A 25868-nucleotide genomic window follows, 5' to 3' on the forward strand; every position below is an offset into this window, starting at 1 on the left:
ATCCATGGATTATAAACAAAGAATTCAATCCGCGCTTAATTATATTGAAACGGATGTACAGAAAGACATTCCGTGTGAGTCGCTTGTAGCGTTAGCCGGCTTTTCTAAGTCACATTTTTTGCGTGTGTTTGAGGCGGAGACTGGCTTCACCGTCATGTCATATGTACGCGGTCGCAAATTAGATCTTGCCGCCGAACGATTAAGGAATAGCAGTAATAAAATAGCAGAGATCGCATAGATGTCGAGGGACAAGAACCTATTCCCATTGAAGTCGCTAATTTAGCGGCTTTTTCATGTTATCGGTACAAGTTCTTGTCCCGACCCAAGAACAAGAACATTGTCCGATTGCCGATTAGTCATATATCTAAGTGAAAACGATTAATTAAAACCTCAATAAGCAGCATAATGTAGGACAGTTTTGCATTTCAATTAGATGAAGATCTGAGTAGAAGTGATGTTGTGTCTCTTTGGAGAGACTGAAACGCTAAATGCTGTTTAATGGTCAAAGAGACCCGTTTCATTAATCGGAAGCACTTCAATTTAAACTGTGACCTCATTTGAATTAGATCAAACAAACTCGTCAAAGCACTTTGAAAACTCAACTAAGTTAGTCTTCTATTTTATATTGAGATAGATCTTCCATAACTAGCATTTTGGCTTGATCTTGCATCAAGAAATTGAGTCATGGAGTCCACCTCTAGGAGAATCGAGAATTAAGGAATGTAATTAATAGTAAACAAACGAACAAAAAGTGATACACTAAATTCACGGGTTCTGATGTTTTTACTGAAAAACAGTGTAGGATGATGATATGAGAAAGATATTATCTTTTATGGATTGGGGTATTTTTGCTCTTCGTTTATACCATTACATTTTGCTGTCATCACGGCTGTTTACAGAAAGTGACCTGTCAAACCGAACATGGTTAAATGTTATTTGGCTAATGACAGCACTTATCGTTCCAATGATATTCTGGTTTCCTCAACGGCGGACGAACAAGGTCTGGTTTTGTATCGCGGAGCTAATGCTGGGTGGTTCTTATTATGTGAACTCGGTTATTCATCCGGAACTGACTTCCAAAGCAGACTACCTGCTGCCGAGTTTAACAATGGGTTACTTATTGACCAAGAAGACATTCTGGGTCATTCCCGTTATTCTATTCATTCCTTTTATCTTCCAATCTTATTTAAAGGTACCTTGGGAACAAGCTATTAGTAGCGGGACAGACAATGTATTATTCTGCTTCATCGGCATATGGGCCAGCTTCGTGGCCAAAGCGTATCACCAGAAAAATGAACTTGTGGTCGAAGTAAAGCAGCAAAATAAACTGTTAACCCACTACGCTGCTGAAATTGAGAAAATGACTCTGCTTGAAGAACGCAATCGTATGTCCAAGGAACTTCATGATACCCTGGGGCATTCCTTTATCTCAATCATTATGAGTCTTGATGCTTCCATCGCCCTTATGGACCGTAAGCCTGCAGAGGTCAAGGAACGGTTAATTCGCTTAAGAGCACTGGCTGAACAAAATCTGGACGAAATGAGAAGTATTGTTCATGAGATTGGAGAAGAAGAGGAAGAGTCTGATCTTGTACGGCAGGTTGAGGCCTATGTGGCCAATTTTCGGGAACATACAGGAATTCTCTTGACGTTAAATGTACTAGGAACGGAGAAGCACACGCATTTTGAAGTACGACAGGCAATTCTGCGAGTCATCCAGGAGTCCATTACGAACGCACTAAAACATGGAAAAGCGTCTCAACTGTATTTGGAGCTTCAATTTTCTGAATTCGTTCTGTACCTGGTTGTTCGAAATAATGGGAAACCGATTGACAAATTGGAATATGGCTTCGGGTTGACTTCAATGAAACATCGCGTTGAGCGGTTGGGGGGCAACCTGTTCGTATCATCAGAGATGGGAGATGAAACGATCACCGAAGTCAGATGCGAGATACCCCTAAAAGGAGTGGGGCTGCATGGGGAAAATTAAAGTATTACTTGCGGATGATCAGGAATTAATTTTGGAGAGCCTATATATCGTATTGTCCATGGAAGATGATATAGAAATCGTTGGATTAGCTAAAAATGGGGAAGAAGCAGTCCAAGGCTGTCATCAGTTTCAGCCCGATATGGTATTGATGGATATCAATATGCCAGTCATGAATGGCGTTGACGCAACAGCTCTGATCAAAGAGCGAATGCCTATCATCAAAGTGATGATGCTGACCTCCTATCAGGAAGTGGAGTATGTCATGGCGGCTTTAAGCCATGGAGCAGAAGGTTATCTTCTTAAGGCCATCCATCCCAGGGATCTGGCTGCAGGTATACGGGTGGTTCATGCGGGCGGGACGTTAATCTCGCAGGAGATGGCGAGTAAAATGATCAAAAGTATGAATACGGGATCCGCTATTAAAAATAATGAATACGGGCTTAGTAACCGTGAAATTGAAATATTGCAAAAGCTGGCTTCTGGCATGCGCAATCGAGATATTGCAGAGGCTTTGTTTCTTAGCGAAGGAACGGTTAAGAATTACATTTCAACGATTTACTCAAAACTTAATGTTAAGGGAAGACAAGAGGCAGCCCGTAAAGCCAGAGACTCGGGAATCATGAAATACTAAGACAACCTACCTAAGAAGCCGGCAACGTATATAGTTGCCGGCTTCTTAGGGGTATAGTCACATGACTTTAATATGACAAAAGAGCACTGTCACTTTATGACTTTTTCACCCTATACTCATAACTATGATCAAGCCATAGAGGAGATGATTTAAGACATGAAGAAAAGATCTGCACAAAAAGAACATTCGCAGATGGATGAGAAATTAAGCAAATGGAGATTATTTTGGTGCTTTCCAATAGTCTGGATGGTTGCGGGGGCTATCAGCATAATTCTTGTTGATGCATTCATCCGGCCGCTAGGGGAGCAAGTACCGGGCTTGCTTTCTCTTCTTTTGACACTAACGATGAGCTTTCTGGCCATCATAGTCTATATGCTCACCATGAAATATTTGGCCCGTCGATCCATTCCTGAGTTATCAAAAAAGGGCGCAGGGTTTGAAGCTGTTATGGGAGCACTAACCGGGGTTATCTTTATTGCCTTATCCACGATTATTATTGTTTCATTGGGAGGTTACTCCTTTCAATGGGCGAATAACGCAGATACGGTTACTAATCTAATCGCTTCTATTGAAGCCGCTTTAGGCGCAGCCATTGTCGAAGAACTTATCTTTCGTGGACTAATGTTTCAAGCCATGAATAAATTGCTGGGAAATTGGGCCGCACTCGCTGTGACTTCTCTATTCTTTGGAATCGCCCATCTTGGGAATGCAGGAGCAACATTATGGAGTGCGTTCGCCATAACCTTAGAAGCCGGTGTCCTGCTTGGAGCCGCATTTATGTGGCGACGGAATCTGTGGTTTGCCATGGGACTGCACTTTTCTTGGAATGCACTTGAAGGTTTGCTTGGTATTCCTGTTTCTGGACACACTACAGCCGGTCTGTTAATTGTGAAAATGCAAGGTCCTTATCTTCTCACTGGAGGTGATTTTGGACTTGAGGGGTCTGTAGTTCCGGTTATCATCAGCCTGCTGATTGCCATTCCCATGCTGTATACCGCTAATCGAAATCGCAATCTGCCAACGAATTTTACATAAAGCGAGGTAGTAGATAGTATGTTCCTGAACACTATGATACCCTTGTTGTTTCAGACCGGATTCCAACCCGCCGTATATAAAAAATACTCTGCAATTGCGAGAGGATGTCTTTCTTGGTAGGATGGTCCAGGTTCAGGAACAAAGTGCCACCCAATAAGTTGCCAGCTGCCGGCTGCGACTTTAGGTGATAATGAAGATGTATTAAACTAACGGAAAACGTTAGCCCAGTAAAACCCTTGAGGCAGTCGACCATAGTGATCGGCTGCTTCGTATTGATTTATTGGTCTGCAGGAGTGAAAAGAGGAAGTAAACGTTAATGTTGTTAAGGTACAAGAACGTTTTCCCATTGAAGTCGCTAGCCTCTTTTGAACTAAAAATGGCCGGTTTCCTGGATGCTAAGGATACCGGCCTCGTATTACTTTTTACCAATCTCGATATTTACGCGTACATCCTCTTAGTTGAATGGATAATTACTTTGAAGGAGTTTCAGTTTTGTGCTCAATAACTTGTAATACTTTTAGTTCAACAGCTTTTAACATTTGTTCATTTGAACGATTGCTTTTTGGAACATCGCCATTTTTTTCACCTTGAATCTGTCCGTCAGCCTGCGTTTTTGCAATGACGTCAATCACTTGTTGTTTTGATACATTTCTAGATGCTGCAATCTCCACAACAGATTTACCCTTTTCTAATTCTTGTTTTAATTCTGCTGGGCTGATTTTAAGTAAAGCAAACAGTTTTTCATCATTTAGATAGGCATCGGCAAAATAATCTGGTTTACCATTTGTAGAGAAGAAACCTTCTACCTTGTTTGAAGGTATAGTCTCAACTCCGATCAGAGAAACACTGATGGAATTGCCCTGAACAAATGCCTGGTAGAACGGTGTTGTTGATCCCTTAGTGCTGTAATTCAATATAAACGTTTTTTGATTCGAGTTCTCCATTTGCTCCATAGAAAACTCGTACTTTTCGATGTTACCATACAATTTATCAATGAGAAAATCTACCTTCGACCTGATTTCCTGATCGGTTAAAGCGGTGAGCGGCTTCTCCTTAGGCTCCCAATTCTCTTGAATCACGTGTTCAATCGCACCGGTAATACCGTTTATATGAAGTGTAATCTTTTTGCCGGTCCCTCCCTTCTCCTGTAGGATGATGCTTGTTTGAACACCTTGAACGTTGCTTGCATCGATGATCTCAAACGCTTTTGTTTCGGGAAATGCGCTGTACAGCTTCTCAAGTGCTGCTTTGCCAATCTCATCCGCTTTGACTTGCTCAGCAGTCAATGATGATCTGGTAAACATATCAATCAAGGTAGGTGCCGCAAATGCTGCACTTGGAATCAAAATAGCAACAGCAACAATTCCACCAATCAATCGTTTTTTCATGGGTCTTCCGCTCCTTTTTTGTTGCAAATATTGAGAATAGGATTGTTCTATTCGATTGGAAATGGCCGGTGGGCACTCCACCGTTTCGGCTTCTTTGTGCAGATGTTCACGGATTTTGCGTTCAATAGTCATTGATCTTTTCCATCCTTTCTGGGGGGAGATTCCATATGTTTTTTCGAAGCGCCTGCAGGCCAGCATGATATCTCGACTTGACTGTACCCAATGGAATATCGAGCAAAGTCGCGGTTTCCTCGAGCGTATAGTCATGAAAAAAGCGGAGGATAATCACCGTTCGCTGTTTGTCGGTCAGTTTCTTAATGGCCTGCGATATCATGTCGTTCGTCCCATCCATCAACACCGCGGGTTGATCCCAATGAGGCTCTTCCCGAGAGAAGGAACGGATCCGTTCAAAAATTCGGAATCTCCGCCAGCTCTTGACCCGAAGTCTCTGCACTTGACGGATCACCAAGCCGTGCAACCAGAAGTGGAAAGGTCTACTCGTATCGTAGTTGGCAAGTGAGGTCCACATTTGCATATAAATCTCATTCATGACATCTTCCCGATCCTGCTGATGATCCACCAGAAAGGTGACGGTCCGATAGACGTCCTGATAAGTGGCATCATATATCGTATGAAACGCCTGTTGATCACCATCTTTCATCCTTTTGAGTAATTGATACATATCACTTTCCATTCAGAGGGCCCTCCTGTAAGCAGCTTACACCCTATATTGTCTCTCTATCGGAAAAAGGTTCGGTTTTCTTTTTGTTTTTTTGTAAGCTCATCAGTAATTAGTGTGAGGTTTATGGCTTGAATAAACAAGCCGTAAGGTATGGAAGAAAAGAAAATAAGCCTCTAACCCATGAGAGAAGCTTATTTTCATTATTATTCATGTCTTCGGATTCAGGCTGAACATGAATGATGCGTAATAATCAGTCTCGAACGAAAGGGCCAGTATGAACTTATCATAAAATACTTCGAGCTAGGAGAGGATGGCCGACACACGCCAGATAACTTGAAGGATTTGTTGAAGCTTTTCCTTAGACTTCGCGAAATCATTGTGGTTGTCGTTATGCATAGGAGCTGGGATTTAAAAGGAGGATACTCATTGAGCTAACGGGAAACTGTAGCTTAATAAAGTCAAGAAAGCATCCGATCCAAGTGATCGGCTGCTTTGGTTTAACAAACGGGCAGGTTAGTTTAGTCATAACCGTACTTTCCAAAAAAAGTGTGTGGTAAACTATTCGAAACAAGATACTTTTGGGGGTGAAAAAACTGTGAGAGACTCTGTAGTTACACAAGCAGAACGAATTGTAAGCGATGTACTTCTTGAAAAAGTAAAAACATCATACCAGGTCATAGGGAAAGGCTTCGTAAATCAGGTTTTCGTAGTCGAAACAGAGAGTCGTAAAGTCGTTGTTCGCATGAACGACTCAGGTACATATCCAAGCTATGTGAAAGAAAAATGGTGTATTGAACAAGCTGCCGCAATTGGCATTCCCGGACCTGAGGTGTTGTCTATTGGCATAATTGATAGAACTGCATATATGATTCAAGCTTTCGTTGATGGAGACAACGGGGTAGATAGTACGGTTTTTAAGTCCGATATTTGGAGGCAGCTTGGCAAATATGCCAAACTTATTCATTCGATCCCAGTGAAGGGATATGGGGAAAATCTGATAGATCCAGTCCATGGTGAGTTTCATTCACCCTCGCATGCAGGGTCGGACGGCAGTTGGCTAGGATATGTGCAATATAATATCAATAGTTTGACGGAGTATGATCAATTGATTGAGCTTGGAGTAATCAATCCAATGAAATCGCAGAGAGTGCGAAAACTGTTTGAGAATTTGAAAAAAGAAACGTTCCGCTTCGGTTTAATTCATGGAGATATTTCATTGAAGAATACGATCGTCAATCAGACGGGACAAGTAATATTATTGGATTGGGGTAATGCAGAAGTAAGAACGGTGCCGCATGGAGAAATTATTTGGCTGATGCGGTGCCATATCCTAGACGGAAATCCGAATATAGAAGAATTCAAAGCATTTCTAGACGGGTACGGAATAAGTGAAGAAAACCTGACTGATATGAGACATTTGCTGCTATTAAGCGCGTTTGATAACCTCAGATGGGCCATTGATCGAAATCCGGACCTGATCGAATCCTATGCTGCGTTCGCTAAAAAAGTTGTTGATATGATTATGGACTAGCGGAGATTGAGCAATGTTTTTGTATCTCAGTTAAACAAGATGAAGAAAATGATTGAACTAACGGGGAACAATAGCTCAAGTTCAAACGACGGCAGACGGTCTCAGAACGATCGGTTGCCGTCGTGAAATAATATGAGTACAATTAAAGCGAAAATTATCAGTAAGGGATGGTCGAAATGGTTAATACATCAACTACCGAACTAAAGATGACACGTTATTTTCATGTTAATGCAGATAAATTGTTTGATGCATGGTTGAACTCAGAAATGATTAAAAAATGGCTTTTTACTTTGGAAACAACAAATAAAGTGACAAAGAACGAACCTCACGTCGGTGGGACATGGGAAATTGTTGATCATCGCGGTGGTAAAGATTACAGAGCGATTGGTGAGTACCTAGAAATTGATCCACCAACTAAATTAGTTTTCACATTTAGGATGCCTCAGTTTAATGACTTAGAGGATAGAATTACTGTAGAGATTAAACCCCATGAAAAGGGTTGCGAGATGACCTTTACACAGGTGATTATCGTTGCTCATGAAGAAGGTTGGACTTCAGAAGATATCAAAAAAGCTCTTACAGAATACCATGATGGTTCTGAACAAGGATGGGATTTAATGTTTGAGGGGTTAAAACAATTAGTTGAAACAGGTAAATTAAATGATCCATCTTAAACTGTTAGCATGAGAGGGCTATAGTTTAATGATGACCAGAAGGCAGTTGGCTACAAAAATCGGCTGCCTTCGTTGCGCTAGCTGGCAGGATTGTTTAAGAAGGCTACCGCATTGGACAATAACATGTTCCTATTGCCGATTAGACGTGTATCTAATCGGCATCTTGCCCTTTAATTCATTAAACTAACGGACAGGATAGTTTAATGATTGGGTTTATAAGGCTGTACTAGATAGTACAATGTATAGTGTACTGTTGAGCTATGAGACCATAACAAAACCACCTTTTCGCAGGTGGTTTTGTTATGGTCAAATCATAGTATCAAAATTTAGCATAGCCTAGATTTTAAATATTGCACCCACATCCCGTGCAGCTCAGCTTCCGATACTTGAAATGCGCCTTGAAAATCAGTGGCATCGCGTATGAATTTGTTGAGCGCATCTAAATTGTATGAATGGATGAGGTATTCTACGAGTAAGTGCGAGAATCCATATCCCCCTATCTTCTCGAAATCCCAGGTATCATTAGTTAATGCTTGAAAGCTAGGGACAGCGTTATTTTGAATCGCTTCGGAGGTGCTATACTGGATATATTCTTGTGACATTTGTTTGGCTTCATGCCCGCCGAGACCGTGTGTAAGCCATTTCGGTGCCAACGGATTAATATCCTTCACTAACCACATCGTAAACAAGCTTATAGTGTGCCGTAGTACCGATTGATACGTATGTTCAGGGCCTGGGTTGAGTGGGGATACGATTTTAATTTTATTGTCTTCATAGGTTCCCATAAACCAATTGGGTGCATCCGGCTCGTTTATTGCTTGATGAAAAGTGGGCAGATCCGGATAGATCTCAATAGCGATTTTCTGAGAAGGGCGATGACGATAGGTTGTAATAATTCGATCTACATTGCTTTTCAACTCTTCAAATAAGTCATGGTATACCTTGTTCATACCATCATTCTTGGAGGGAGCCTCGCTTTTATCCACAATTGATATCAATTCTTTAATAGACATGATTGTAATGTCACCCCATTCTTTTAATTCTTTTTTTAGTTTGTTTAAGGCACGATAGAGTCTGTTCTTGACTGCGCTTTCCGGCATCCCGATGATTTTGGATATTTCCAATAAAGTGCAATCGACGAAAAAACGCAATGATATGATTTGCTGATCTAATTCATTCAATCGGGCTAATGCAGCACTAATATCAAGACGGATATCGACATCTTTAGCAATATCGAGGGATATCGATTGGGACTGAAAATCGATTACTTCGTGCACCATTTCTTTATTTCGTGATCTCGTACGATACTCGTTTTTCACAATATTTTGCGCGATTTTGAATAGCCAAGTAAATATACTGGAGTTACACTTAAACAAGTGAAATTTTTCCATTGCTTTTAAAAAAGCTTGTTGCGTTAAGTCATCGGCAGTTGCCGAATTTGTCTTTACTGCAATATAATTTCGAATTCTATCTCGATATTGATTATAAATGGCTTCGAAATGCTGGATGTGCTCCTGCTTCTCCGGAAGAGCAGGGATTTTCTTTTTGTCTTGAGCTCTTGACACCAGTAGTACCTCCTCCTGAACTTACAATTCATTAGACACCGAAGAGAGGTAAAAAGCCACATCATTTTAAAATAATTTTACACGACGCCACTCCACTTTTTTTAAACCCCGAAAAAGCAAAGCGTAAAGGCAATTCAGTATGTGGTATTAAGTGAGGATTACCAATGGAGAAAGAGATTCAGGAGCTTAAAAAACATATTGGCTTTCTGGAAAAGCAAGCTCAGAACAAACAACTTCAGTCATCTAATTAATCGGCTAATCTCTTGGGGGTGGAAGTCCATAGAACTGGTGCAAGTTAGGAACTTTTCCATGTCGTAGAAACTCCGTCTTCTTCTTAATCTTCTTTCATCACCAGTTTTAACCACAAAATGTAATGGAAGCTGTTCCCAACCCGATCTTATCGCTAAGTCATAGCTCCTGTTGATTAGTTATCGCAAGTTCTTGTCCCGAGCCAAGGAAATGAACTTGTAGCGATTACCGGAATGGCAAGAACATCGTCCGATTGCCGATTAGATGAGTACTTAAGTAAAAGTACATAAGTCTTTATAAGTACCAAATAATAACATTCATTGATTAAATACTAATAAATTAAAGTTTTTTGTCTCAAACTCTCATTAAAACAGGTAATTATCTGGATAAACTTATTGAGCGAGTAAAAAATGAAATAATTATTGCTTCTCACTTGTGTATGCGATATATTGCATATAAGAATAATTATAATGAGGATGAAAAACAATGCCAATTCCTAAAGATTTTTCCTTACCCGTCCGTATGTCCGCAAAAGAAAGAGCGTTTTCACAGATTCAACGATGGATTATTGATGGAACACTGCAACCAGGTGAAAAACTTATTGATGCGGAAATGGCTGAATCGCTTGGAGTCAGCCGGACACCGATTCGGGAGGCATTTCAGTTACTCGAAGTTCAAGGCCTCGTGTCTATGCATCCAGGAAAAGAAACAAGAGTAACAAATATTGAGAAAAACGATATTTTTAAGATGTATTCAACCATGGCTGCTCTTCAGGCCTTGGCTGCTGAAATCACCGCCAAAATTATTGTTCCAGAACAGATCGAGAAACTAAGATCTATAAATTTGGAATTTGCAAGTTCCATTAAAAATGGACAAGTCTATCAGGCTATGGAGGTGGATGAGCAATTTCATAATTATATCGTGGAGCTCTCAGATAATCCTTATGTGGCCACATTTAATGCCTCTCTCCAGATTCACATCAGGCGATTTAAATATGTGTTTTTAAAACAACCTATTACGGCTACACTAGCTTCAGTCGAAGAGCATGATTTGATTATTAAAGCTTTTGAAGGCAAAAATAGTGATGATGCTCACGGACTAATGAAACAAAATTTTATTCGACCGATGCAGGAACTGAACGAAATACTTTGAAATGAGGGGTAAGGGACATGGAGAATAAAAAAGATCTTCGTATTCGAAGCAAGGTGATCAGTGAAGGTGCTAACCGGGTACCGAACAGAGCCATGCTGCGTGCAGTTGGTTTTCAGGATGATGATTTTAAAAAGCCAATGATTGGAATAGCGAGTACGTGGAGTGAGGTAACACCTTGTAATATGCACATCAATGATTTAGCGACGCAAGCCAAGATGGGAGCACGCGATCATGGCGGTGCTCCATTAATTTTTAATACGATTACCGTTTCTGATGGGATCTCAATGGGGCATGGAGGGATGTTGTTCTCGCTGCCAAGTAGGGAAGCTATAGCTGATTCGATTGAAATTGTGACTGGGGCGGAGCGTTTTGACGGCATTGTTGCAATCGGTGGTTGTGACAAGAATACGCCTGCATGTTTGATGGCTATTGGACGGATGAACATTCCTTCCGTTTATGTCTATGGAGGAACCATTCAACCTGGTAATCTCGACGGTAAAAAAGTGGATATCGTTTCAGCTTTTGAAGCAGTTGGTCAATATCAAGATGGAAAAATGACAGATGAACAGCTGCATAAGGTCGAATGTAGTGTTTGCCCGGGTTCAGGGGCTTGCGGGGGCATGTATACCGCTAATACGATGGCCGCAGCTGCAGAAGCAATGGGTATGTGTTTGCCTGGTTCTTCTTCAACATCAGCGATCTCAGCGGATAAAGCATTGGAATGCGAAGCAGCCGGTAAGCAGGTCATTTCACTTCTTGAACAGGAAATCTACCCAAGAGACATTATGACGAAGAAAGCATTTGAGAATGCGATCACCGTTGTTATGGCTCTAGGGGGATCAACCAACGCATTTCTCCATCTGCTAGCTATTGCGCACTCCGTAGAAGTGGATTTAACCTTGGATGATTTTGAGCGAATTCGCTTGCGTGTTCCTCATCTGGCAGATCTGAAGCCAAGTGGCCAATATGTGATGCAGGATTTGAATGATATTGGCGGTGTTTCAGGGGTAATGAAGCTATTGCTCGCTGAGGGATTACTTCATGGGGATTGCCTCACGGTAACTGGTAAAACGTTGGCGGAGAATTTAGCGGAAGCTGCTCCACTTCAGAATAATCAAGAGATTATACGACCACTCGATAATCCGCTTAAGCCAGATGGACCACTGGTTGTGCTTCGAGGAAACCTCGCTCCTGAAGGCGCTGTTGCCAAAATGTCAGGCATGAAGATACAGCAGTTTTCCGGCCCGACAAAGGTGTACGATAGCGAAGATGAAGCGACAGAAGCGATCATGAACGATGAAATTCAAGAAGGGGACGTATTGGTCATACGCTATTGTGGTCCGAAGGGTGGACCAGGTATGCCTGAGATGCTTTCCGTTACAGCACTAATTGTAGGAAAAGGTCTCGGTGGGAAAGTTGCTCTCATAACAGATGGTAGATTCTCTGGTGGTTCGCATGGATTTGTAGTCGGCCATGTATCACCTGAAGCACAAGTAGGCGGGCCGATCTCTTTGCTCCAAAATGGAGATATTATTACCATTAACAGTGACATTCAGGAAATTAAGGTTGAGGTGTCAGAAGAAGAGTTAGCCGCTCGAGCGCAAGCGTGGGTACAACCTCCACTGAAAGTAAAATCCGGTGTACTCGGCAAATATGCCAAATTAGTTTCCTCTGCTTCAAAAGGTGCAGTAACAGATTTGATGGAATAGACAATTTTAAACCCCCGTTAATTTCATCATTTGAAAATTAACGGTTTTTTTTTGTAATACATGCTTTTGGGGGCTCACTACGGAGACGGGGTTAAAGATTCTACTGGCAACTATTACACAACCAATTATCCTGAACAAATACAGCAAGTTATTCGAATGCGGAAAAAGAAGCTCTTGCAGATTACGGTATCAGTACGTGGAAGGATTTATTCCCTTTTGAGGAAGAGTTCCCTGTTAAGGAGTGGGGAGCTGCCTATAACATACCGATTCCTTCGGATAGCGGTGATTACAATGTCATTTTCAGAAAACACAGGATATGATCCACAAACGGATTGCCGAAGCAATCACGGCCTCGCCGAGCGCATTTGATGACATCTATGATGGGATGCTTGATGAGATTGATCAGGCGATAGTCGAATCAGTTTTAGAGTTGGAATAAAATATGTTAGAAATACTACTCCCCCTTGATTTAGCGGAACGAAAGTTCCATAAAAGAGAAGTTAAATCCAAAGAAACCACTCCATTTTCAGGAGTGGTTTTTGTATATATTGTGGTCGAACTGTACTTTGTGTTTGGATACATTGTCACATCCCACGGAGGGAAGAGGTCTTCGTGAATGGAGGAGACTCCCCGAAGCTGAGAAAGAACAGTGTCAGAAGTGTCGATACTTACAGCGAACATGCTTTTGACGGCATTTTCGCTTTTTCACTATTCTTGGTCAATGATGTTTCCCAGCGTTGACCTGTAATAACATAAAGACAACCGATGGGCGTGTTGTTGTGGCGAGAAACTAGAGCGAACTGCCATCCTTTTCACAACAGCTCCACCATTCATCTGGACCATTCATGACCGTTATGCTCGGAGATTTATTAGTATTCGCGTAGAAATTCGCGTTGCAAGGGGCACGACCAAATTGGTAGTGAGTCTTAAAATAACTGGGCAGACAATCATGAACAACATCGCTGGTAAAACCAATCAATATGCCCAATTCATCTATCGCCGCAACGTTTGTCATGTCATGGGAAGATGAGTTGTACGGGAATGACGGCGTTCTTAGGAGAATAAACATCTTCCATTTGTTCACGTAACAGCTTTACGGCTGTTCGTGCCATTTCCTGTTCATCCTGCTGCACATAAGCTACGCCTGAAAGATGTGGATTATCGAAAGATAGCAAATCGATATTTGAGTGATCGTTCAGACGACTTATAGCAGCCGATGTAAGACGTGCAGTTTCTTCAGTCAAGGAGAAGACTGCCGAAATTCCACTGTGGTCCTGCAAGAAGTCGCATACATAGTCCAATGCTTGCTCTCCGCGGAGAATGTCGAGAGGGATGTGACACCACAAGCTCTTGTCGATCGAGATGCCTTGATCTGTGTAAGCCTGCTCGAAGCCGAGCGTGCGATCCTCGACGGCTGTATTGGCATTTTCAGGTGAGATGAGCGCAATCTGCTGATGACCCTTGGATAACAAATGGGAGACCGCCTTGTATGCACCGCCGTAATTGTCGGATGTAATGGTGTACGTCTCAATGTTGCGCAGATAGCGGTCGATGAACACGCACGGGAATTTATCGAGCGACAGACGCAGTAATGATTCGTTGTACTTCTCATCTTCGGTTGGAAAAACGATCAGGCCCTTCACACCGAGCTCCGTTAGTGTATGAATGACGTTTGATTCGATAGAGGAGGACTCGCGCGTGATGCTTAGTACCATGCTGAGACCGGCTTCTTGCAGAAAGTGTTCCGTGTAGTCAACGAGCTTTTGAATGACACGGGTTCTCATCGTCGGAATGATGAAGCCGATGAGCGGCATGGAGGACGCGCTGCGTGAGTATGGTGGAGAATTGATGCTAGAAACAACAAGACTAGAAGAGACGAATGAGCCTTTGCCTTGTACGCGTATAATTAATCCTTCGTCAGCTAGTAGGGTTAGGGCGTTCCTGACGGTAATTTTACTTACTCTGAATTCGTCCATTAGTTCTTGCTCAGAAGGAATGCGGTCCGTTGGCCGAAGCTGCCCTGATTTAATTTTCTGTATAATATCTTCTCGAATTTGTTTGTAGAGCGCCAGCTTTTTCAAAAAGTTGCATCTCCCCATAAACTTTATGATTTTATAATCAATTGGTTATATAAAGCATATTTCATCTATATTATAATACGGCATGTAAAGCGCTTACAATATGGAATCTGAAAAATTGTTGCGAAGGGGTCTTTTCTTTGAACGGTTAGAATTATGTTAAGGATGGTGGTGCCAAGGTAGATTGAACCCGCTTAAATTAACAGAACTAACTAGTCAGCCGACTTTTCAAATGCATAACAAAAAAAGAGAGGATGACGAACAAATGAAAAAACGCAGTGCTTTAATCTCCATCGTTACACTCCTTATTATGTCACTTGTTTTTACAGCATGTGGTACTCCTTCTGATTCAAAAACGGAAACACAGCAGTTAGGCGCTAATGCCGGTGAGAATGCAACAGAATTATCATTTTGGACATTTGTAGATTTGCACGGCAAGCATTTGGATAAAATGCTGGGGTTATGGAACCAACAGAACCCAGACAAACAGATTAAGTTGAATGTAACGGTTATGCCTTACGATGATATGCACAACAAGCTCTTATTGGCAGTTACAAGCGGAAAAGGTGCTCCTGATATCGCGGATATTGAGCTTGGTCAATTTCCTAAATTCTTGGAAGGTGACAACGTTCCACTGGAATCTTTGAATGATGTATTTGCACCATACAAAGACGTTGTTGTTCCTTCACGTGTCGAGATTTACTCCAAAGCCGACCAGGTTTATGGCTTTGATTATCACGTAGGTGCTACGCTTGCTTTCTACAACACTGAAATTCTCGAGCAAGCAGGTGTTGACTACAAGACAATCAAAACCTGGGAAGATTACAAACAAGCAGGTATCAAGGTTTATGAAAAAACTGGCAAGTACTTAGGTACTGCTGATACATCAGCAACGTGGCAAGCTTCGCTGCTGCTAGCTCAGCAAAACGCTGATTTTACAGATGAAAATGGTAATCCAAAAGTGAACTCGCCTGAAATGATTAAAGCGTATGAAATGTTAGTCGATCTGCAGAAGAACAATGTTATTCATACGATCCCTGGTGGGCAACCCGACACAGAAGAAGCAAAAGGCGAATACAACAAAGGCAACTACGCAAGCGCATTGATGCCTGAGTGGTACATGTCCCGCTTTGTAAACGAAATGAAGGACCTGAAAGGTAAGTATGCCATTGCTCCATTGCCTGTATTTGAAGAAGGCAATCCTCGTTCTGTTGGCTTAGGCGGTACTGGCACAGTTGTTACTAAGAATGGTAAAGACGTTCAGCTGGCAAAAGAATTTGTAGCCTTTGCTAAGCTTTCGAAAGAAGCTACTACTGAAATCTGGAATACACTTGGATTCGATCCAATCAACATGGAAGTATGGAAAGATGATGCAGTAACGAAAAACCCTGATAATGAATACGTCCAATACTTTAAAACAAATGCGTTTGATACTTTGAATGAAATCAAAGACGAAATTCAAGCGATCAAATCCGTTAAGGCTTCACCGACGATCGGCAATGTCTTCAATACGGTTACTTTGAATGCGATCTTTGAAGATGGCCAAGACGTGAAGGAAGCGCTGGATGAAGCACAAGAAGCAATTGAACAAGAATTGAAATAAATAGTATAAGTAAATGATTTGATTAAACCTGTCGGCAGGCATAGTGGCCGGCAGGTTTAACCATAGTCAAGGGAGATTGAGAATATGATAAAGAAATTTGTATACTCTCAAAAAGTTGCGCCTTATGTTTTTGTTTTGCCATTTATACTCGTATTTTTGATCTTCTGGTTTTATCCGCTTCTAAATTCATTCGTCATGAGCTTTCAAGATAAGATGTTGGGACAGGATCCTAAATGGATTGGTGAAGCGAATTATTCGAAATTGCTTACAGATAAAGTGTTTTTGACGGCTATTAAAAATAGCGTTGTGTACATGTTAGGAACCTTAGTGCTGTTAATTCCCTTTCCCATGTTATTCGCCGTTATGATCAACAGTAAGTTAATGATGGGAAGAGAGTTTTTTAAATCTTCGTTCTTTCTCCCTGCATTGACATCTGTCGCAGTTGCGGGTACCATTTTCCGCCTTACATTCGGTGAAATGGAAGGTTCATTAATGAACAGCTTCCTGGGTCTATTTGGTGTAGAGCCTATTAAATTCTTGAAAGATGGAGAATGGAGTATGGCAGCACTGTTAATCCTCGCATGTTGGAGATGGACAGGTGTTAATATGCTTTACTATCTATCCGGTTTGAAAAGCATTGACAATGAATTTTATGAGGCTGCTTCAATTGACGGAGCATCTGCCTGGCAGAAGTTTAGAACGATCACAATGCCATTATTGAAGCCGACCACGGTATATGTTACGACAATTAGTGTTTATGCAGGTTTAGCCATGTTTACCGAGAGCCTGATGATGTTTAACGGTAACAATTCACCTAAAAATATTGGCTTAACCATTGTCGGATATCTATATAGACAGGGGATTGAGAAAAATAAGCTGGGTTACGCAGCTGCAGTTGGTATCATTCTGTTAATCATTGCTATGGTTATCAATTTAACGCAGTTGAAATTTAGTGGAATGTTCAAAAAGGAGGAGGATTAAAGTGGGCAAAAGTCAGACGATGAATAATTTAATTTCCAGAATAGTTATTATTTGTTTCTTCATTATACTATTCGTTATAATTATGATTCCATTCTATGCAGTGGCCCTATCTTCCTTTAAACCAGGTGAATCATTAATTCGATATGGTCTTAACCTCAGTTTGGATTTTAGTATTATGAGTTTTGACAATTTCATCTATCTGTTTACTGGAGAACATGATTATTTTGTTTGGTTTTGGAACAGCATGACTTTAACAATCGTTCAAGTAGTTCTAACACTTTTTGTAAGCGCATTTGTTGGATATGGTTTTGCAGCATATGATTTTAAAGGTAAGAACTTCCTCTTTATATGTGTTTTGCTCATTATGATGGTGCCTTTCGAAATACTGCTGGTTCCTTTGTACAGCCTAATTAATGATTTGAAAATGGTGAATAGCTATTCAGCAATCATTCTGCCGGGTATAGCCAATGCCGCAACCATATTTTTCTTCAGGCAATATCTAAGAAGCATACCCAAAGAAATTATTCAATCTGGGCGGGTTGATGGCGCAAACGAGTATGCGATTTATTTCAGACTAATTATGCCGATTATGAAGCCATCCTTTGCGGCAATGGCCATTCTGAATGGTATGAATAGCTGGAATAATCTGTTGTGGCCATTCATGGTGCTCGGAGATCAGAGTAAATTTACACTTCCAATCGGTTTGAAAACGTTATTAACTCCTTATGGCAATAATTATGACCTTTTGATCGTGGGCTCCTTCTTCTCCATCCTTCCAATTTTCATACTGTTTATTGCTTTCCAGAAATATTTCATAGACGGTATGACTGCAGGTGCTGTTAAAGGGTAGTAAATATTATGATGAAACAGGTGATAAGATGGAATTCCAACAAAGAGTGTTAAACGACATTCAACCATTAATCGAGCAGAGAGCAGATCCTTTTATGTACCGACATTCGGACGGTTATTATTACTTCGTAGCATCCGTTCCGGAGTATGATCGGATTGAAATCCGTAGAGCCCAGAACCTTGAGGGGCTTGTTACATCAACTCCTGTAGTGATCTGGAGAAAGCGCGAGACGGGTATCCTTAGTGCCAATATTTGGGCGCCTGAACTGCATTTTATTGATGACAAATGGTACGTATATTTCGCTGCCGCACACACGACGGATACGAATGAAGGCTTGTTCGACCATCGGATGTACGTGCTAGAGAATGAAAGTGCCAATCCGCTCGAAGGCAGTTGGACGGAAAGAGGGCAGGTTCGTACCGCGTGGGAAAGCTTCTCCCTCGATGCCACTACCTTTGAGCATAGTGGCAGCCGTTATTATGTATGGGCACAAAAGGATCCGAATATCGAAGGTAACTCTAATCTGTATATATCTAAAATGAGCAATCCGTGGACGCTGACTGGACCGCAAACGATGATTTCGGTGCCGGAATATGACTGGGAGATCATTGGTTATAAAGTGAACGAAGGCGCGGCATTTCTTCGCAAGGGTAATCGGGTATTCCTCTCTTACTCGGCTAGCGCTACTGATTTCAACTATTGTATGGGCCTGCTTGAAGCCGATGCGGATGCTGATTTGCTCGATGCCGCCTCATGGCGCAAGTCGCAAGCAGCGGTTTTCTCCACAGATGAGAGCATCTCTATGTATGGTCCCGGTCATAATTCCTTCACGGTGTCAGAGACTGGCGAAAAGACGCTATTTGTGTTCCACGCAAGAACATACAAGAACATTATAGGAGATCCGCTGTACGATCCGAATCGCCATACATTTGTGACAGAGCTTTTGTGGACGGCTGACGGCAGACCCGATTTCCGCGGCTCTGTTGCAGCACTTGCACGTTCTGTACAGTGAACGAGTGTCCCAACAAGATTGGTTGATGGATTTGAGTTCGTTTATCCAACTCGCCAAAGAGAGACAGTAAGAACATCGAAGGCACCCTACTGGGTGCCTTCGATTTCGCTCTACAGATAATACGCCGAACCGTACCATAAGTAGTGGTAAGTTGCCTTAAAACTTGCCGCTCCAGTTATTCCGGAGAATCATATCATAAATAAGTGATTTCTTGAAAAATATATAAGAAGAGGCCGCTCATTTGAAAGCACTCGTATTTAATAAATTCGGGTGACCGGAAGTACAAGAATATCTTGATATTTCGGATCCGGTTATCGGGCCTGAAGAAACATGAGTAAGGATGAAAGCAATCGGACTGACCCCCTGGGGCGTTGGTCATTTGCTTCTCCAAATTTCAAAGCTCTTCGGTCGGTGGTAGGGTCATTGACCTTGCGGCGCTGTCGAGGGACAAGAACATGGTCCCATTGAAGTCGCTATTATAGCGGCCTTTTTATTTTATCGGTACAAGTTCTTGTCCTGTATTTAGACCCACCGAACCCATGAACTACCGGTTTTCCCAAACTGGAACTGCGCTATGAAGCTTTACCGAAAGTAACCGGTAGGTTGTTGACACGGCGAAGCTACCCGAAAGGGGGGCAAAGGATTGACAATGAGGTCGTACGCATGCCATAATACCGATTGACCGGTCGGTTAGTTGATTAACATGGAGGTAGCGTTTTGAGCGATTTATCGGAACAAGCCAGAGAAAGCAGAGAGAAAATATTGAGGGCGGCCAAGGAGCTTTTTTCGACGAAAGGCTTTGACGGCACTTCTGTAAGGGAAATTTCAGAAAAATCCAACGTCAAGAAAGCGCTCATTTTTTATTATTTCAAAAATAAAGAAGAGATTTTGCAGAGTCTTCTGGACACGTTCATTCTCGAAATGAAGCAAGAGGCAATCAAGCGGCTGTCCGAGGAACGATACGACATGCAACAACAAGGAAAATTAACATTCCAGCTCGACAAGTTCAAGTATTCCCATTCAGACAACGAAGCGATCGATCGGCATATGGATGCCGCCATCCGTCAGTCCCTGGATTTCTTTTTGAATAGAAAAGCGATATTGCGCATCTTGTTCGACGAGTCGTTGAAAAAAGGAAGCCACAGCTCCATCCTATTCCGAATTACCGACCTGCTCCGCGACCAAGAAGAGGAAGGCATACCGAACACATTGGGGCAACACGGATATCCTTTGCAAATCGACAACAAGTCATTGGTGGAGCGGTTTTTCACAGGGCTTATGCCGATGCTTAGTTTTGTTGTTTATTTCGATGAATGGAAAGCCCACTACAAAATGTCGGATGAAGAATGCAAAGATGCATTCGTCCAAAGCTATAAAACGACTTATGGGAATCATTATCGGTAAGAGCCAATATTTTTTTGAATTATATTGACCGTACGGTTAGTCAGTATAATGCATATCCTGCGAGGAGGAAGATTTGTATGAATGCAATCGAGGTTAATAACTTGACCAAACGATACGGCGCTGCCCGAGGAATTGAAGATGTAAGCTTCGACGTGAAGGAAGGCGAAATTTTCGGTTTTATCGGACCGAACGGAGCCGGAAAATCGACCACGATTCGAACGTTACTGTCGCTCATCTATCCTACAAGCGGGAGAGCAGAAATTTTCGGAAGAGACTTCATCAAGCAAAGCGTGGAAATCAAAAAGGAAATCGGATACTTGCCCTCGGAAGTTTTTTATTACGACAAGATGAAAGTCATCGATCTCTTGAAGTATTCGGCCAGCTTTTACAAGAAGGACTGCGGCAAACGGATGATGGAGCTGGCAGAAATCATGGACCTCGATCTGAATAGGAAAATCGATGATCTGTCTTACGGGAACCGCAAGAAAGTAGGCATCGTACAGGGGCTGCAGCACCAACCGAGGCTTATCATCCTCGACGAGCCGACCGGAGGCTTGGATCCGCTGATGCAGCAACGATTTTTCGATCTTCTTGCGGAGGAAAACCGAAAAGGGACGACGATTTTGTTTTCTTCGCATATTCTAAGCGAGGTTCAAAAAATGTGCGACCGCGTTGCCATTATCAAGGAAGGGAAAATCATCAGCCTCGAAAAGATAAGCACGCTGCGGGCAAACAGCTATAAAAGAATTCAAGCCGAACTATCGGACCAAGCCGATCCGAAGCTTTTCTCGATAGACGGCGTAAGCAATGCGGTAGCGCAGGGGAAACAGCTCAGCTTCCTTTACAAGGGGGATATCAACTCGCTTCTTCGCAAGCTTTCGGAAGTTCCGCTATCGAATCTTCTGATCGAAGAGCCTAGTCTTGACGAAATTTTCATGCATTACTACGGGAAGGAAAGTGAGAAGCGGTGAATATGTTTGCGCGCGAACTGAAAGCGAACACCCGATTTACGATTTTATGGACCTTCGCCTTATCGGCCTGGATTGTTCTGATTTCCTTGTTCTACCCGGCGTTTTCCGAGAATGCCGCCATCATAGAGAAAGCTTTGGAAAGTTATCCGGAAGCGGTTCGAAGCTTGTTGGGGCTTTCCCAGGATAGCTTGTCTAGCTATATGGGGTTTTATACGTTCGTATTTAACGGCGTGGTCGAGCTGGGAGCGGTGCAGGCGATGATCTTGGGCGCTACCGTTTTGTTTAAAGAAAGAAGCGGAAAAACGGCGGATTTTCTGTTTACCAAGCCGGTTTCCCGCAAGCAGATCATGACGTCAAAGCTCGGCGCGGCAACGCTTTGTCTGACTTTCACTACGTTTGTCTGCTTTGCGGTTACGATCATGACGGCCATCATTATTTCCGGAGACGCCGTCAACATGATAATTTTTTTTATGATCGACATGTCTTTATGGTTTGTCCAGTTGATCTTTATGTCCTTGGGCTTGCTAATTGCGGTCGTATTCCCCAACATGAAATCAGCGACAGGGATCGCTGTAGGCAGTTTGCTGTTAAGCGTAATCGTATATAACGCACTCAAGCCCGTCATGGGCGGCTATAACGTAAGATACTTGATTCCGTTCCACTATTTCGACAGCGAATGGATCGTTCGTTATGGATCGTACGAAGCGCCCTTTGTGCTGACCGCCATATTGCTGATCGCGGCAAGCGTTGCCGCCGGCTATGCCGTTTACGATAAGAAAGACATTCATGCTGCTTGAGGAGGAATCGTTACATGAATATGTATCTGAGAGAAATGAAAGCCTATCGAAAATCGCTCATCATTTGGTGCATCGGCGTGTTTTATATCGTTGCGGCCAGCATGTGGAAATTTGGCACGGAATATAGCGGGAACCAGTCCCTCAACGAGCTTGTAACCCAGCTTCCAGCGGCAGTGAAGGTGCTGCTCGGGTTGCGGGGCGCTTTCGACCTGTCGACCGCCGCTGGATATTACGGTTTATGCTACTACTATCTAGTCGTGATGGCAACGATTCATGCCGCGATGATTGGAGCTGGCGTAGTCGCTAAAGAAGAGAGCGACAAAACGACGGAATTTCTGATCGTCAAGCCGGTTTCCAGAAGCCGGATCTTAACGGCGAAGCTGTCGGCCGGCTTTTCCAATGTTTTGGCGTTAAATATCATGACGGGCATTTCATCGATTCTCATGGTCGGATATTTTAACGATGGGGAGACTTTTGCCAGAGAAATTATGAACCTTATGGCGGGCATGCTCATGCTACAGTCGATCTTTATGGTGACGGGTGCGGGCATAGCGGCGATGGGCAGAAACCCCAAATCCGCTTCTGCACTGGCCATTGTCGCATTATTGATTTCGTTGATGATGGCCAAGATGATCGACATGAATCCCAATTTGGATGGGTTGAAATATTTCACTCCCATTAAATATTTCGAAGCGGAGCAGTTGCTTTTTCAAGGCGGATTCAGCTCGATTTTCGTGCTGCTGTCCACAATAATCGTCGCTTTGTTGCTCAGAATGACATATGTTTCGTACAGAACGAGGGATTTGAAGGTGTAGCGGAAACGGGTTTAGAATCTGCCGGGCGAGCTCGAACAAGGAATAGCACGTCCGTTGCTGCCGATCGTTTAATTAACATCATCGTTAAACAAACGAAGAATGATTGGTCAATTTGGCTACTATTGCATGCAAAAGGGAGACAGCGCGCCTAAGGTACAGGACAGGAACAGCTTCAGCAGGTTGTTCAGGCACTGAAAGAATGGATGAAATTTCAATACAAAAATAAAAAAGGACCGTAAGTGTTCATCTTCCATCGATGAATGCTTTCGGTCCTTTTATGTTTATTCTGTACCTTTATGCCCTGGCAGCATCTTTATAAAAATATCTAATGAACGACGGTATCGGTTTCCGCCTCTTTTTGTTAACGGTTCCGCCGCGTGCCAGAGCGAAGAAGATGAGCAGGGCAATAATCGAGCCAACGATGGCTGGAATATTCAGGTTTATTACAAGTTATGTTGGGCTCAGTGGAATAAACCTCATCTTCCAGTTGGTGGAGGAATCTAAAGTGTCTGTGCTAAGATGAGGGTAAATTATGATTCAGGCTGGGGAACAAGGCTAAAAGGGGTGCACATTGAAGAAAATACTTGTCATTGACGATGAAGTCGCAATCAGAGATTTAATTGAGCTCGTACTGAGAAGAGAAAACTACGTCGTTCAAACGGCTGAAAACGGTAAAATAGCCCTGCAGCTGCTGGATGATTTTGGGCCGGACCTGGTGGTGCTTGACTTGATGCTGCCTGACTGCTCCGGATATGACCTGTGCAAGGAAATCACCGGGAAACGAGCCGTTCCTGTGATCATGCTCTCTGCCAAAAATGAGGTAATCGACAAGGTGCTCGGACTAGAGCTAGGGGCGGAAGATTATATGACCAAACCCTTTGACAATCGTGAATTGCTTGCTCGAATCAAGGTGATTCTGAGAAGAAACGAGAGCAAGGAGGAATCAAGTGAAGGAACAGAAGTGAAATCTACACGCATCATTCATGAAGATCTGACATTTGATTTGGAAAGCCGAAGGGTGCTGAAAAACGGTGTACCCGTGTCTTTAACGGCCAAAGAGTTTAAAATCTTGGAAACGTTACTCAAAAGACCAGAGAAAATCTTTACCCGGGATGAGCTGCTGCAGATCGGATGGGGATATGACTTTATGGGAGACAGTCGCAGTGTGGATATGACCATCATGCGATTACGGAAGAAGCTGGAGGATAATGCGGACGAACCGAAGTATGTCAGGACGATCTATGGATTTGGCTATCAACTTGGAGGTGGCGAGGGCTGAAGTATGCAACCCGGTTACTGCTGAATTATTTATTTTTCTCCGTGCTGTCCTTTGGCATCATTATTTTTGCGGTGAATAAAGCCATCGATTATTACAGCTTCATTACCATTGAAAAACAGATGATGGAGAAGGCGGATCTGTCCGAGTTGTCCTTCCGTGAGGTGTTGAATCAGCATAGATCATCGACAGGAGAGCCGCAGACAAAAGAAATTGTCAGACTTGCTCTGGAGAAGCTGAAAGCTTCAGGCAGGGAAGTACGTATCTATGATAGCTCCAAGCAGCTGCTGGGTTTGGCTGTGGATGGCATCATCATTAATGATGGAAAACCTCTTATTTTTGAAAAGAATATTGAGAAAGCGCTGAACGGCAGTTATGCCTACACCGTAACGGAAGATCATTTGCTTTATTTTGCGACACCCATTCAGAATCAATATTACGAAAACGCTTATGTGTATGAGTTCGTGGAGGACATTTCGTACTTTTATGCAATCATGGATCAAATCCGTTATGTCCTGTTTGCGGGTGCAGGCGGATTTATTGTACTGATTACGTTATCCAGTCTGTGGATTGCCCGCAGCACAACCAAGCCGATTAAACTGCTGCTTGGCGCAGTGCAAAGTTTCTCTAGACAAGAGTTTCGAAGAGTTCATCTTAACCGGAAGGACGAGCTGGGCATGCTGGCAGATGGGCTGGATTCCATGGGGCGGCAGCTTCATGATTACATTCAGTACCAGAAACAATTTGTCTCCAACGTATCTCACGAGTTAAAAACACCCTTGGCAGCCATTCGTGGTTTCTCTCAATACTTGTTTGAAGGAGAGAATGAGAACAAGGAACTGCAAAAAATCTATGGTCATCTGCTGCAGGAATCGGATCGGTTGACACGATTGATTAATGAACTGTTGCTGCTATCCCGCTTTGACAAGGCTGGTTCTAACGAACTGGAAGCTCGGAAAACGGAAATGAACGAACTGATTCAGCAAGTGGCAATGAATATGGAAGCGAAGGCTAAGGATAAAGGGATCAAGATTATGTTCAGGGAGGCGGAATCGGAACCGGAGGATAAGCTTCTGACGAGAGTCCACGCCAACGTGAATCCAATGCTGATGTCCCATGCGATCGCCAACCTTGTGGACAATGCCATCAAATATTCAAGCAGTCCATCGCTAATCGAATTGAAGCTTACACATACGCCAAGCGAGGTAGTTATACGGATACGTGATCAAGGAATCGGTATCGCGGGCGATGAGCTGGAGAGAGTGCAGGAACGCTTTTACCGGGCGAAAAATGCAAGCACAGCGAACGGTTCAGGTCTTGGACTTTCTATTTGCAAAGAGATTGTAGAGCGGTTTAATGGATATATCGACATGGAAAGTCAAATCGGGGAAGGAACGACCGTTACGATTGTGTTACCCCGTGCGTAAACATGCGCGTAAATAGTTAACGTTACAAGAGTGATACAATTCTGTTAT

22 protein-coding genes and 1 pseudogene are annotated in these 25868 nt (G+C 42.8%); 19 read left to right on the forward strand and 4 right to left on the reverse strand.

The genetic code is table 11. The annotated features are described in order from the left end of the window. Positions 1-4: 4 nt before the first annotated feature. From L6H98_RS31345 to L6H98_RS03290, 4 genes are all read left to right on the forward strand, one after another. A complete protein-coding gene (locus L6H98_RS31345; protein WP_356722650.1) occupies positions 5-238 on the forward strand; it encodes an AraC family transcriptional regulator in 234 nt (77 codons plus the stop codon). Between the two features lie 573 nt (positions 239-811). Beyond that, a complete protein-coding gene (locus L6H98_RS03280; protein WP_236412810.1) occupies positions 812-1990 on the forward strand; it encodes a sensor histidine kinase in 1179 nt (392 codons plus the stop codon). After that, the gene (locus tag L6H98_RS03285; RefSeq protein ID WP_236412812.1) at positions 1977-2621 is read left to right on the forward strand and encodes a response regulator transcription factor; all 645 of its coding nucleotides are present in this window, start codon (positions 1977-1979) and stop codon (positions 2619-2621) included. Before L6H98_RS03280 ends, L6H98_RS03285 begins: the two co-directional genes overlap by 14 nt. Positions 2622-2777: 156 nt before the next feature. Next, a complete protein-coding gene (locus tag L6H98_RS03290) occupies positions 2778-3656 on the forward strand; it encodes a type II CAAX endopeptidase family protein (protein WP_236412814.1) in 879 nt (292 codons plus the stop codon). A 470-nt stretch (positions 3657-4126) separates the two neighbouring features. Here L6H98_RS03290 and L6H98_RS03295 read toward each other — a convergent pair whose 3' ends face one another. Both L6H98_RS03295 and L6H98_RS03300 read right to left on the reverse strand, forming a co-directional pair. Continuing rightward, positions 4127-5176 (reverse strand): hypothetical protein, encoded by a 1050-nt coding sequence (locus L6H98_RS03295; RefSeq protein WP_236412816.1) that lies wholly within the window; start codon positions 5174-5176, stop codon positions 4127-4129. Beyond that, positions 5166-5738 (reverse strand): sigma-70 family RNA polymerase sigma factor, encoded by a 573-nt coding sequence (locus tag L6H98_RS03300; protein WP_236412818.1) that lies wholly within the window; start codon positions 5736-5738, stop codon positions 5166-5168. Before L6H98_RS03300 ends, L6H98_RS03295 begins: the two co-directional genes overlap by 11 nt. A 583-nt stretch (positions 5739-6321) precedes the next feature. On the opposite strand from L6H98_RS03300, the gene L6H98_RS03305 reads away from it, so the two are divergent. After that, a complete protein-coding gene (locus L6H98_RS03305; RefSeq protein WP_236412820.1) occupies positions 6322-7257 on the forward strand; it encodes an aminoglycoside phosphotransferase family protein in 936 nt (311 codons plus the stop codon). Positions 7258-7433: 176 nt separating this feature from the next. Next, positions 7434-7931 carry an SRPBCC domain-containing protein gene (locus L6H98_RS03310; RefSeq protein WP_236412822.1) on the forward strand — a complete coding sequence of 166 codons (498 nt, stop codon included), beginning with the start codon at positions 7434-7436 and terminating at the stop codon, positions 7929-7931. A gap of 326 nt (positions 7932-8257) precedes the next feature. Here the strand turns inward: L6H98_RS03310 and L6H98_RS03315 are convergent, their stop codons facing one another. After that, the gene (locus L6H98_RS03315; RefSeq protein WP_236412824.1) at positions 8258-9496 is read right to left on the reverse strand and encodes a sigma-70 family RNA polymerase sigma factor; all 1239 of its coding nucleotides are present in this window, start codon (positions 9494-9496) and stop codon (positions 8258-8260) included. Positions 9497-10231: 735 nt separating this feature from the next. On the opposite strand from L6H98_RS03315, the gene L6H98_RS03320 reads away from it, so the two are divergent. The 3 genes and pseudogenes from L6H98_RS03320 to L6H98_RS03330 form a co-directional block, all read left to right on the forward strand. Next, positions 10232-10897 carry a GntR family transcriptional regulator gene (locus tag L6H98_RS03320; RefSeq protein ID WP_236412826.1) on the forward strand — a complete coding sequence of 222 codons (666 nt, stop codon included), beginning with the start codon at positions 10232-10234 and terminating at the stop codon, positions 10895-10897. Between the two features lie 17 nt (positions 10898-10914). Next, the gene (ilvD, locus tag L6H98_RS03325) at positions 10915-12606 is read left to right on the forward strand and encodes a dihydroxy-acid dehydratase (RefSeq protein WP_236412827.1); all 1692 of its coding nucleotides are present in this window, start codon (positions 10915-10917) and stop codon (positions 12604-12606) included. A 51-nt stretch (positions 12607-12657) separates the two neighbouring features. Next, a pseudogene (locus L6H98_RS03330) lies at positions 12658-13045 on the forward strand (ABC transporter substrate-binding protein); the annotation flags it as partial. Positions 13046-13622: 577 nt separating this feature from the next. On the opposite strand, the gene L6H98_RS03335 reads toward L6H98_RS03330, so the two are convergent. Beyond that, positions 13623-14687: a GntR family transcriptional regulator gene (locus tag L6H98_RS03335; protein WP_236412828.1), complete on the reverse strand. Its 1065-nt coding sequence runs from the start codon at positions 14685-14687 to the stop codon at positions 13623-13625. A 262-nt stretch (positions 14688-14949) separates the two neighbouring features. Here L6H98_RS03335 and L6H98_RS03340 point away from each other — a divergent pair, with 262 nt between their 5' ends. From L6H98_RS03340 to L6H98_RS03385, 10 genes are all read left to right on the forward strand, one after another. Further along, positions 14950-16287, forward strand: coding sequence for an extracellular solute-binding protein (locus tag L6H98_RS03340; protein WP_236412829.1), 1338 nt, complete (start codon positions 14950-14952; stop codon positions 16285-16287). Between the two features lie 84 nt (positions 16288-16371). After that, complete coding sequence (locus tag L6H98_RS03345; RefSeq protein ID WP_236412830.1) at positions 16372-17268, forward strand: sugar ABC transporter permease; 897 nt, start codon at positions 16372-16374, stop codon at positions 17266-17268. A gap of 19 nt (positions 17269-17287) precedes the next feature. Beyond that, positions 17288-18118: a carbohydrate ABC transporter permease gene (locus tag L6H98_RS03350; protein ID WP_236412971.1), complete on the forward strand. Its 831-nt coding sequence runs from the start codon at positions 17288-17290 to the stop codon at positions 18116-18118. Positions 18119-18146: 28 nt separating this feature from the next. Then, entirely contained in the window at positions 18147-19130 is a 984-nt protein-coding gene (locus L6H98_RS03355) for a family 43 glycosylhydrolase (RefSeq protein WP_236412831.1), read from the forward strand. Positions 19131-19847: 717 nt separating this feature from the next. Then, positions 19848-20534: a TetR family transcriptional regulator gene (locus L6H98_RS03360; RefSeq protein ID WP_236412832.1), complete on the forward strand. Its 687-nt coding sequence runs from the start codon at positions 19848-19850 to the stop codon at positions 20532-20534. A gap of 77 nt (positions 20535-20611) precedes the next feature. Next, positions 20612-21505: an ABC transporter ATP-binding protein gene (locus L6H98_RS03365; RefSeq protein ID WP_236412833.1), complete on the forward strand. Its 894-nt coding sequence runs from the start codon at positions 20612-20614 to the stop codon at positions 21503-21505. Positions 21506-21507: 2 nt separating this feature from the next. Further along, on the forward strand, positions 21508-22302 hold the full coding sequence (locus L6H98_RS03370; protein ID WP_236412973.1) for an ABC transporter permease subunit: 795 nt from the start codon (positions 21508-21510) through the stop codon (positions 22300-22302). A 14-nt stretch (positions 22303-22316) separates the two neighbouring features. Further along, positions 22317-23117, forward strand: a complete 801-nt coding sequence (locus tag L6H98_RS03375) for an ABC transporter permease subunit (protein WP_236412835.1) — start codon at positions 22317-22319, stop codon at positions 23115-23117. Positions 23118-23688: 571 nt separating this feature from the next. Beyond that, complete coding sequence (locus tag L6H98_RS03380; protein ID WP_236412836.1) at positions 23689-24396, forward strand: response regulator transcription factor; 708 nt, start codon at positions 23689-23691, stop codon at positions 24394-24396. Positions 24397-24467: 71 nt separating this feature from the next. Next, positions 24468-25820, forward strand: coding sequence for a HAMP domain-containing sensor histidine kinase (locus L6H98_RS03385; protein WP_236412837.1), 1353 nt, complete (start codon positions 24468-24470; stop codon positions 25818-25820). The last annotated feature ends 48 nt before the right edge of the window (positions 25821-25868 follow it).

Source organism: Paenibacillus sp. JJ-223 (assembly GCF_927798175.1).
In the GTDB taxonomy this organism is placed as follows: Bacteria; Bacillota; Bacilli; order Paenibacillales; family Paenibacillaceae; genus Paenibacillus; species Paenibacillus hubeiensis.

Bases quoted from the DNA above. Each gene is read 5' to 3' on its own strand.
- L6H98_RS31345 (WP_356722650.1), top strand. From the start codon at position 5: ATGGATTATAAACAAAGAATTCAATCCGCGCTTAATTATATTGAAACG.
- L6H98_RS03280 (WP_236412810.1), top strand. From the start codon at position 812: ATGAGAAAGATATTATCTTTTATGGATTGGGGTATTTTTGCTCTTCGT.
- L6H98_RS03285 (WP_236412812.1), top strand. From the start codon at position 1,977: ATGGGGAAAATTAAAGTATTACTTGCGGATGATCAGGAATTAATTTTG.
- L6H98_RS03290 (WP_236412814.1), top strand. From the start codon at position 2,778: ATGAAGAAAAGATCTGCACAAAAAGAACATTCGCAGATGGATGAGAAA.
- L6H98_RS03295 (WP_236412816.1), bottom strand. From the start codon at position 5,176: ATGACTATTGAACGCAAAATCCGTGAACATCTGCACAAAGAAGCCGAA.
- L6H98_RS03300 (WP_236412818.1), bottom strand. From the start codon at position 5,738: ATGGAAAGTGATATGTATCAATTACTCAAAAGGATGAAAGATGGTGAT.
- L6H98_RS03310 (WP_236412822.1), top strand. From the start codon at position 7,434: ATGGTTAATACATCAACTACCGAACTAAAGATGACACGTTATTTTCAT.
- L6H98_RS03320 (WP_236412826.1), top strand. From the start codon at position 10,232: ATGCCAATTCCTAAAGATTTTTCCTTACCCGTCCGTATGTCCGCAAAA.
- ilvD (WP_236412827.1), top strand. From the start codon at position 10,915: ATGGAGAATAAAAAAGATCTTCGTATTCGAAGCAAGGTGATCAGTGAA.
- L6H98_RS03340 (WP_236412829.1), top strand. From the start codon at position 14,950: ATGAAAAAACGCAGTGCTTTAATCTCCATCGTTACACTCCTTATTATG.
- L6H98_RS03345 (WP_236412830.1), top strand. From the start codon at position 16,372: ATGATAAAGAAATTTGTATACTCTCAAAAAGTTGCGCCTTATGTTTTT.
- L6H98_RS03350 (WP_236412971.1), top strand. From the start codon at position 17,288: ATGAATAATTTAATTTCCAGAATAGTTATTATTTGTTTCTTCATTATA.
- L6H98_RS03355 (WP_236412831.1), top strand. From the start codon at position 18,147: ATGGAATTCCAACAAAGAGTGTTAAACGACATTCAACCATTAATCGAG.
- L6H98_RS03365 (WP_236412833.1), top strand. From the start codon at position 20,612: ATGAATGCAATCGAGGTTAATAACTTGACCAAACGATACGGCGCTGCC.
- L6H98_RS03370 (WP_236412973.1), top strand. From the start codon at position 21,508: ATGTTTGCGCGCGAACTGAAAGCGAACACCCGATTTACGATTTTATGG.
- L6H98_RS03375 (WP_236412835.1), top strand. From the start codon at position 22,317: ATGAATATGTATCTGAGAGAAATGAAAGCCTATCGAAAATCGCTCATC.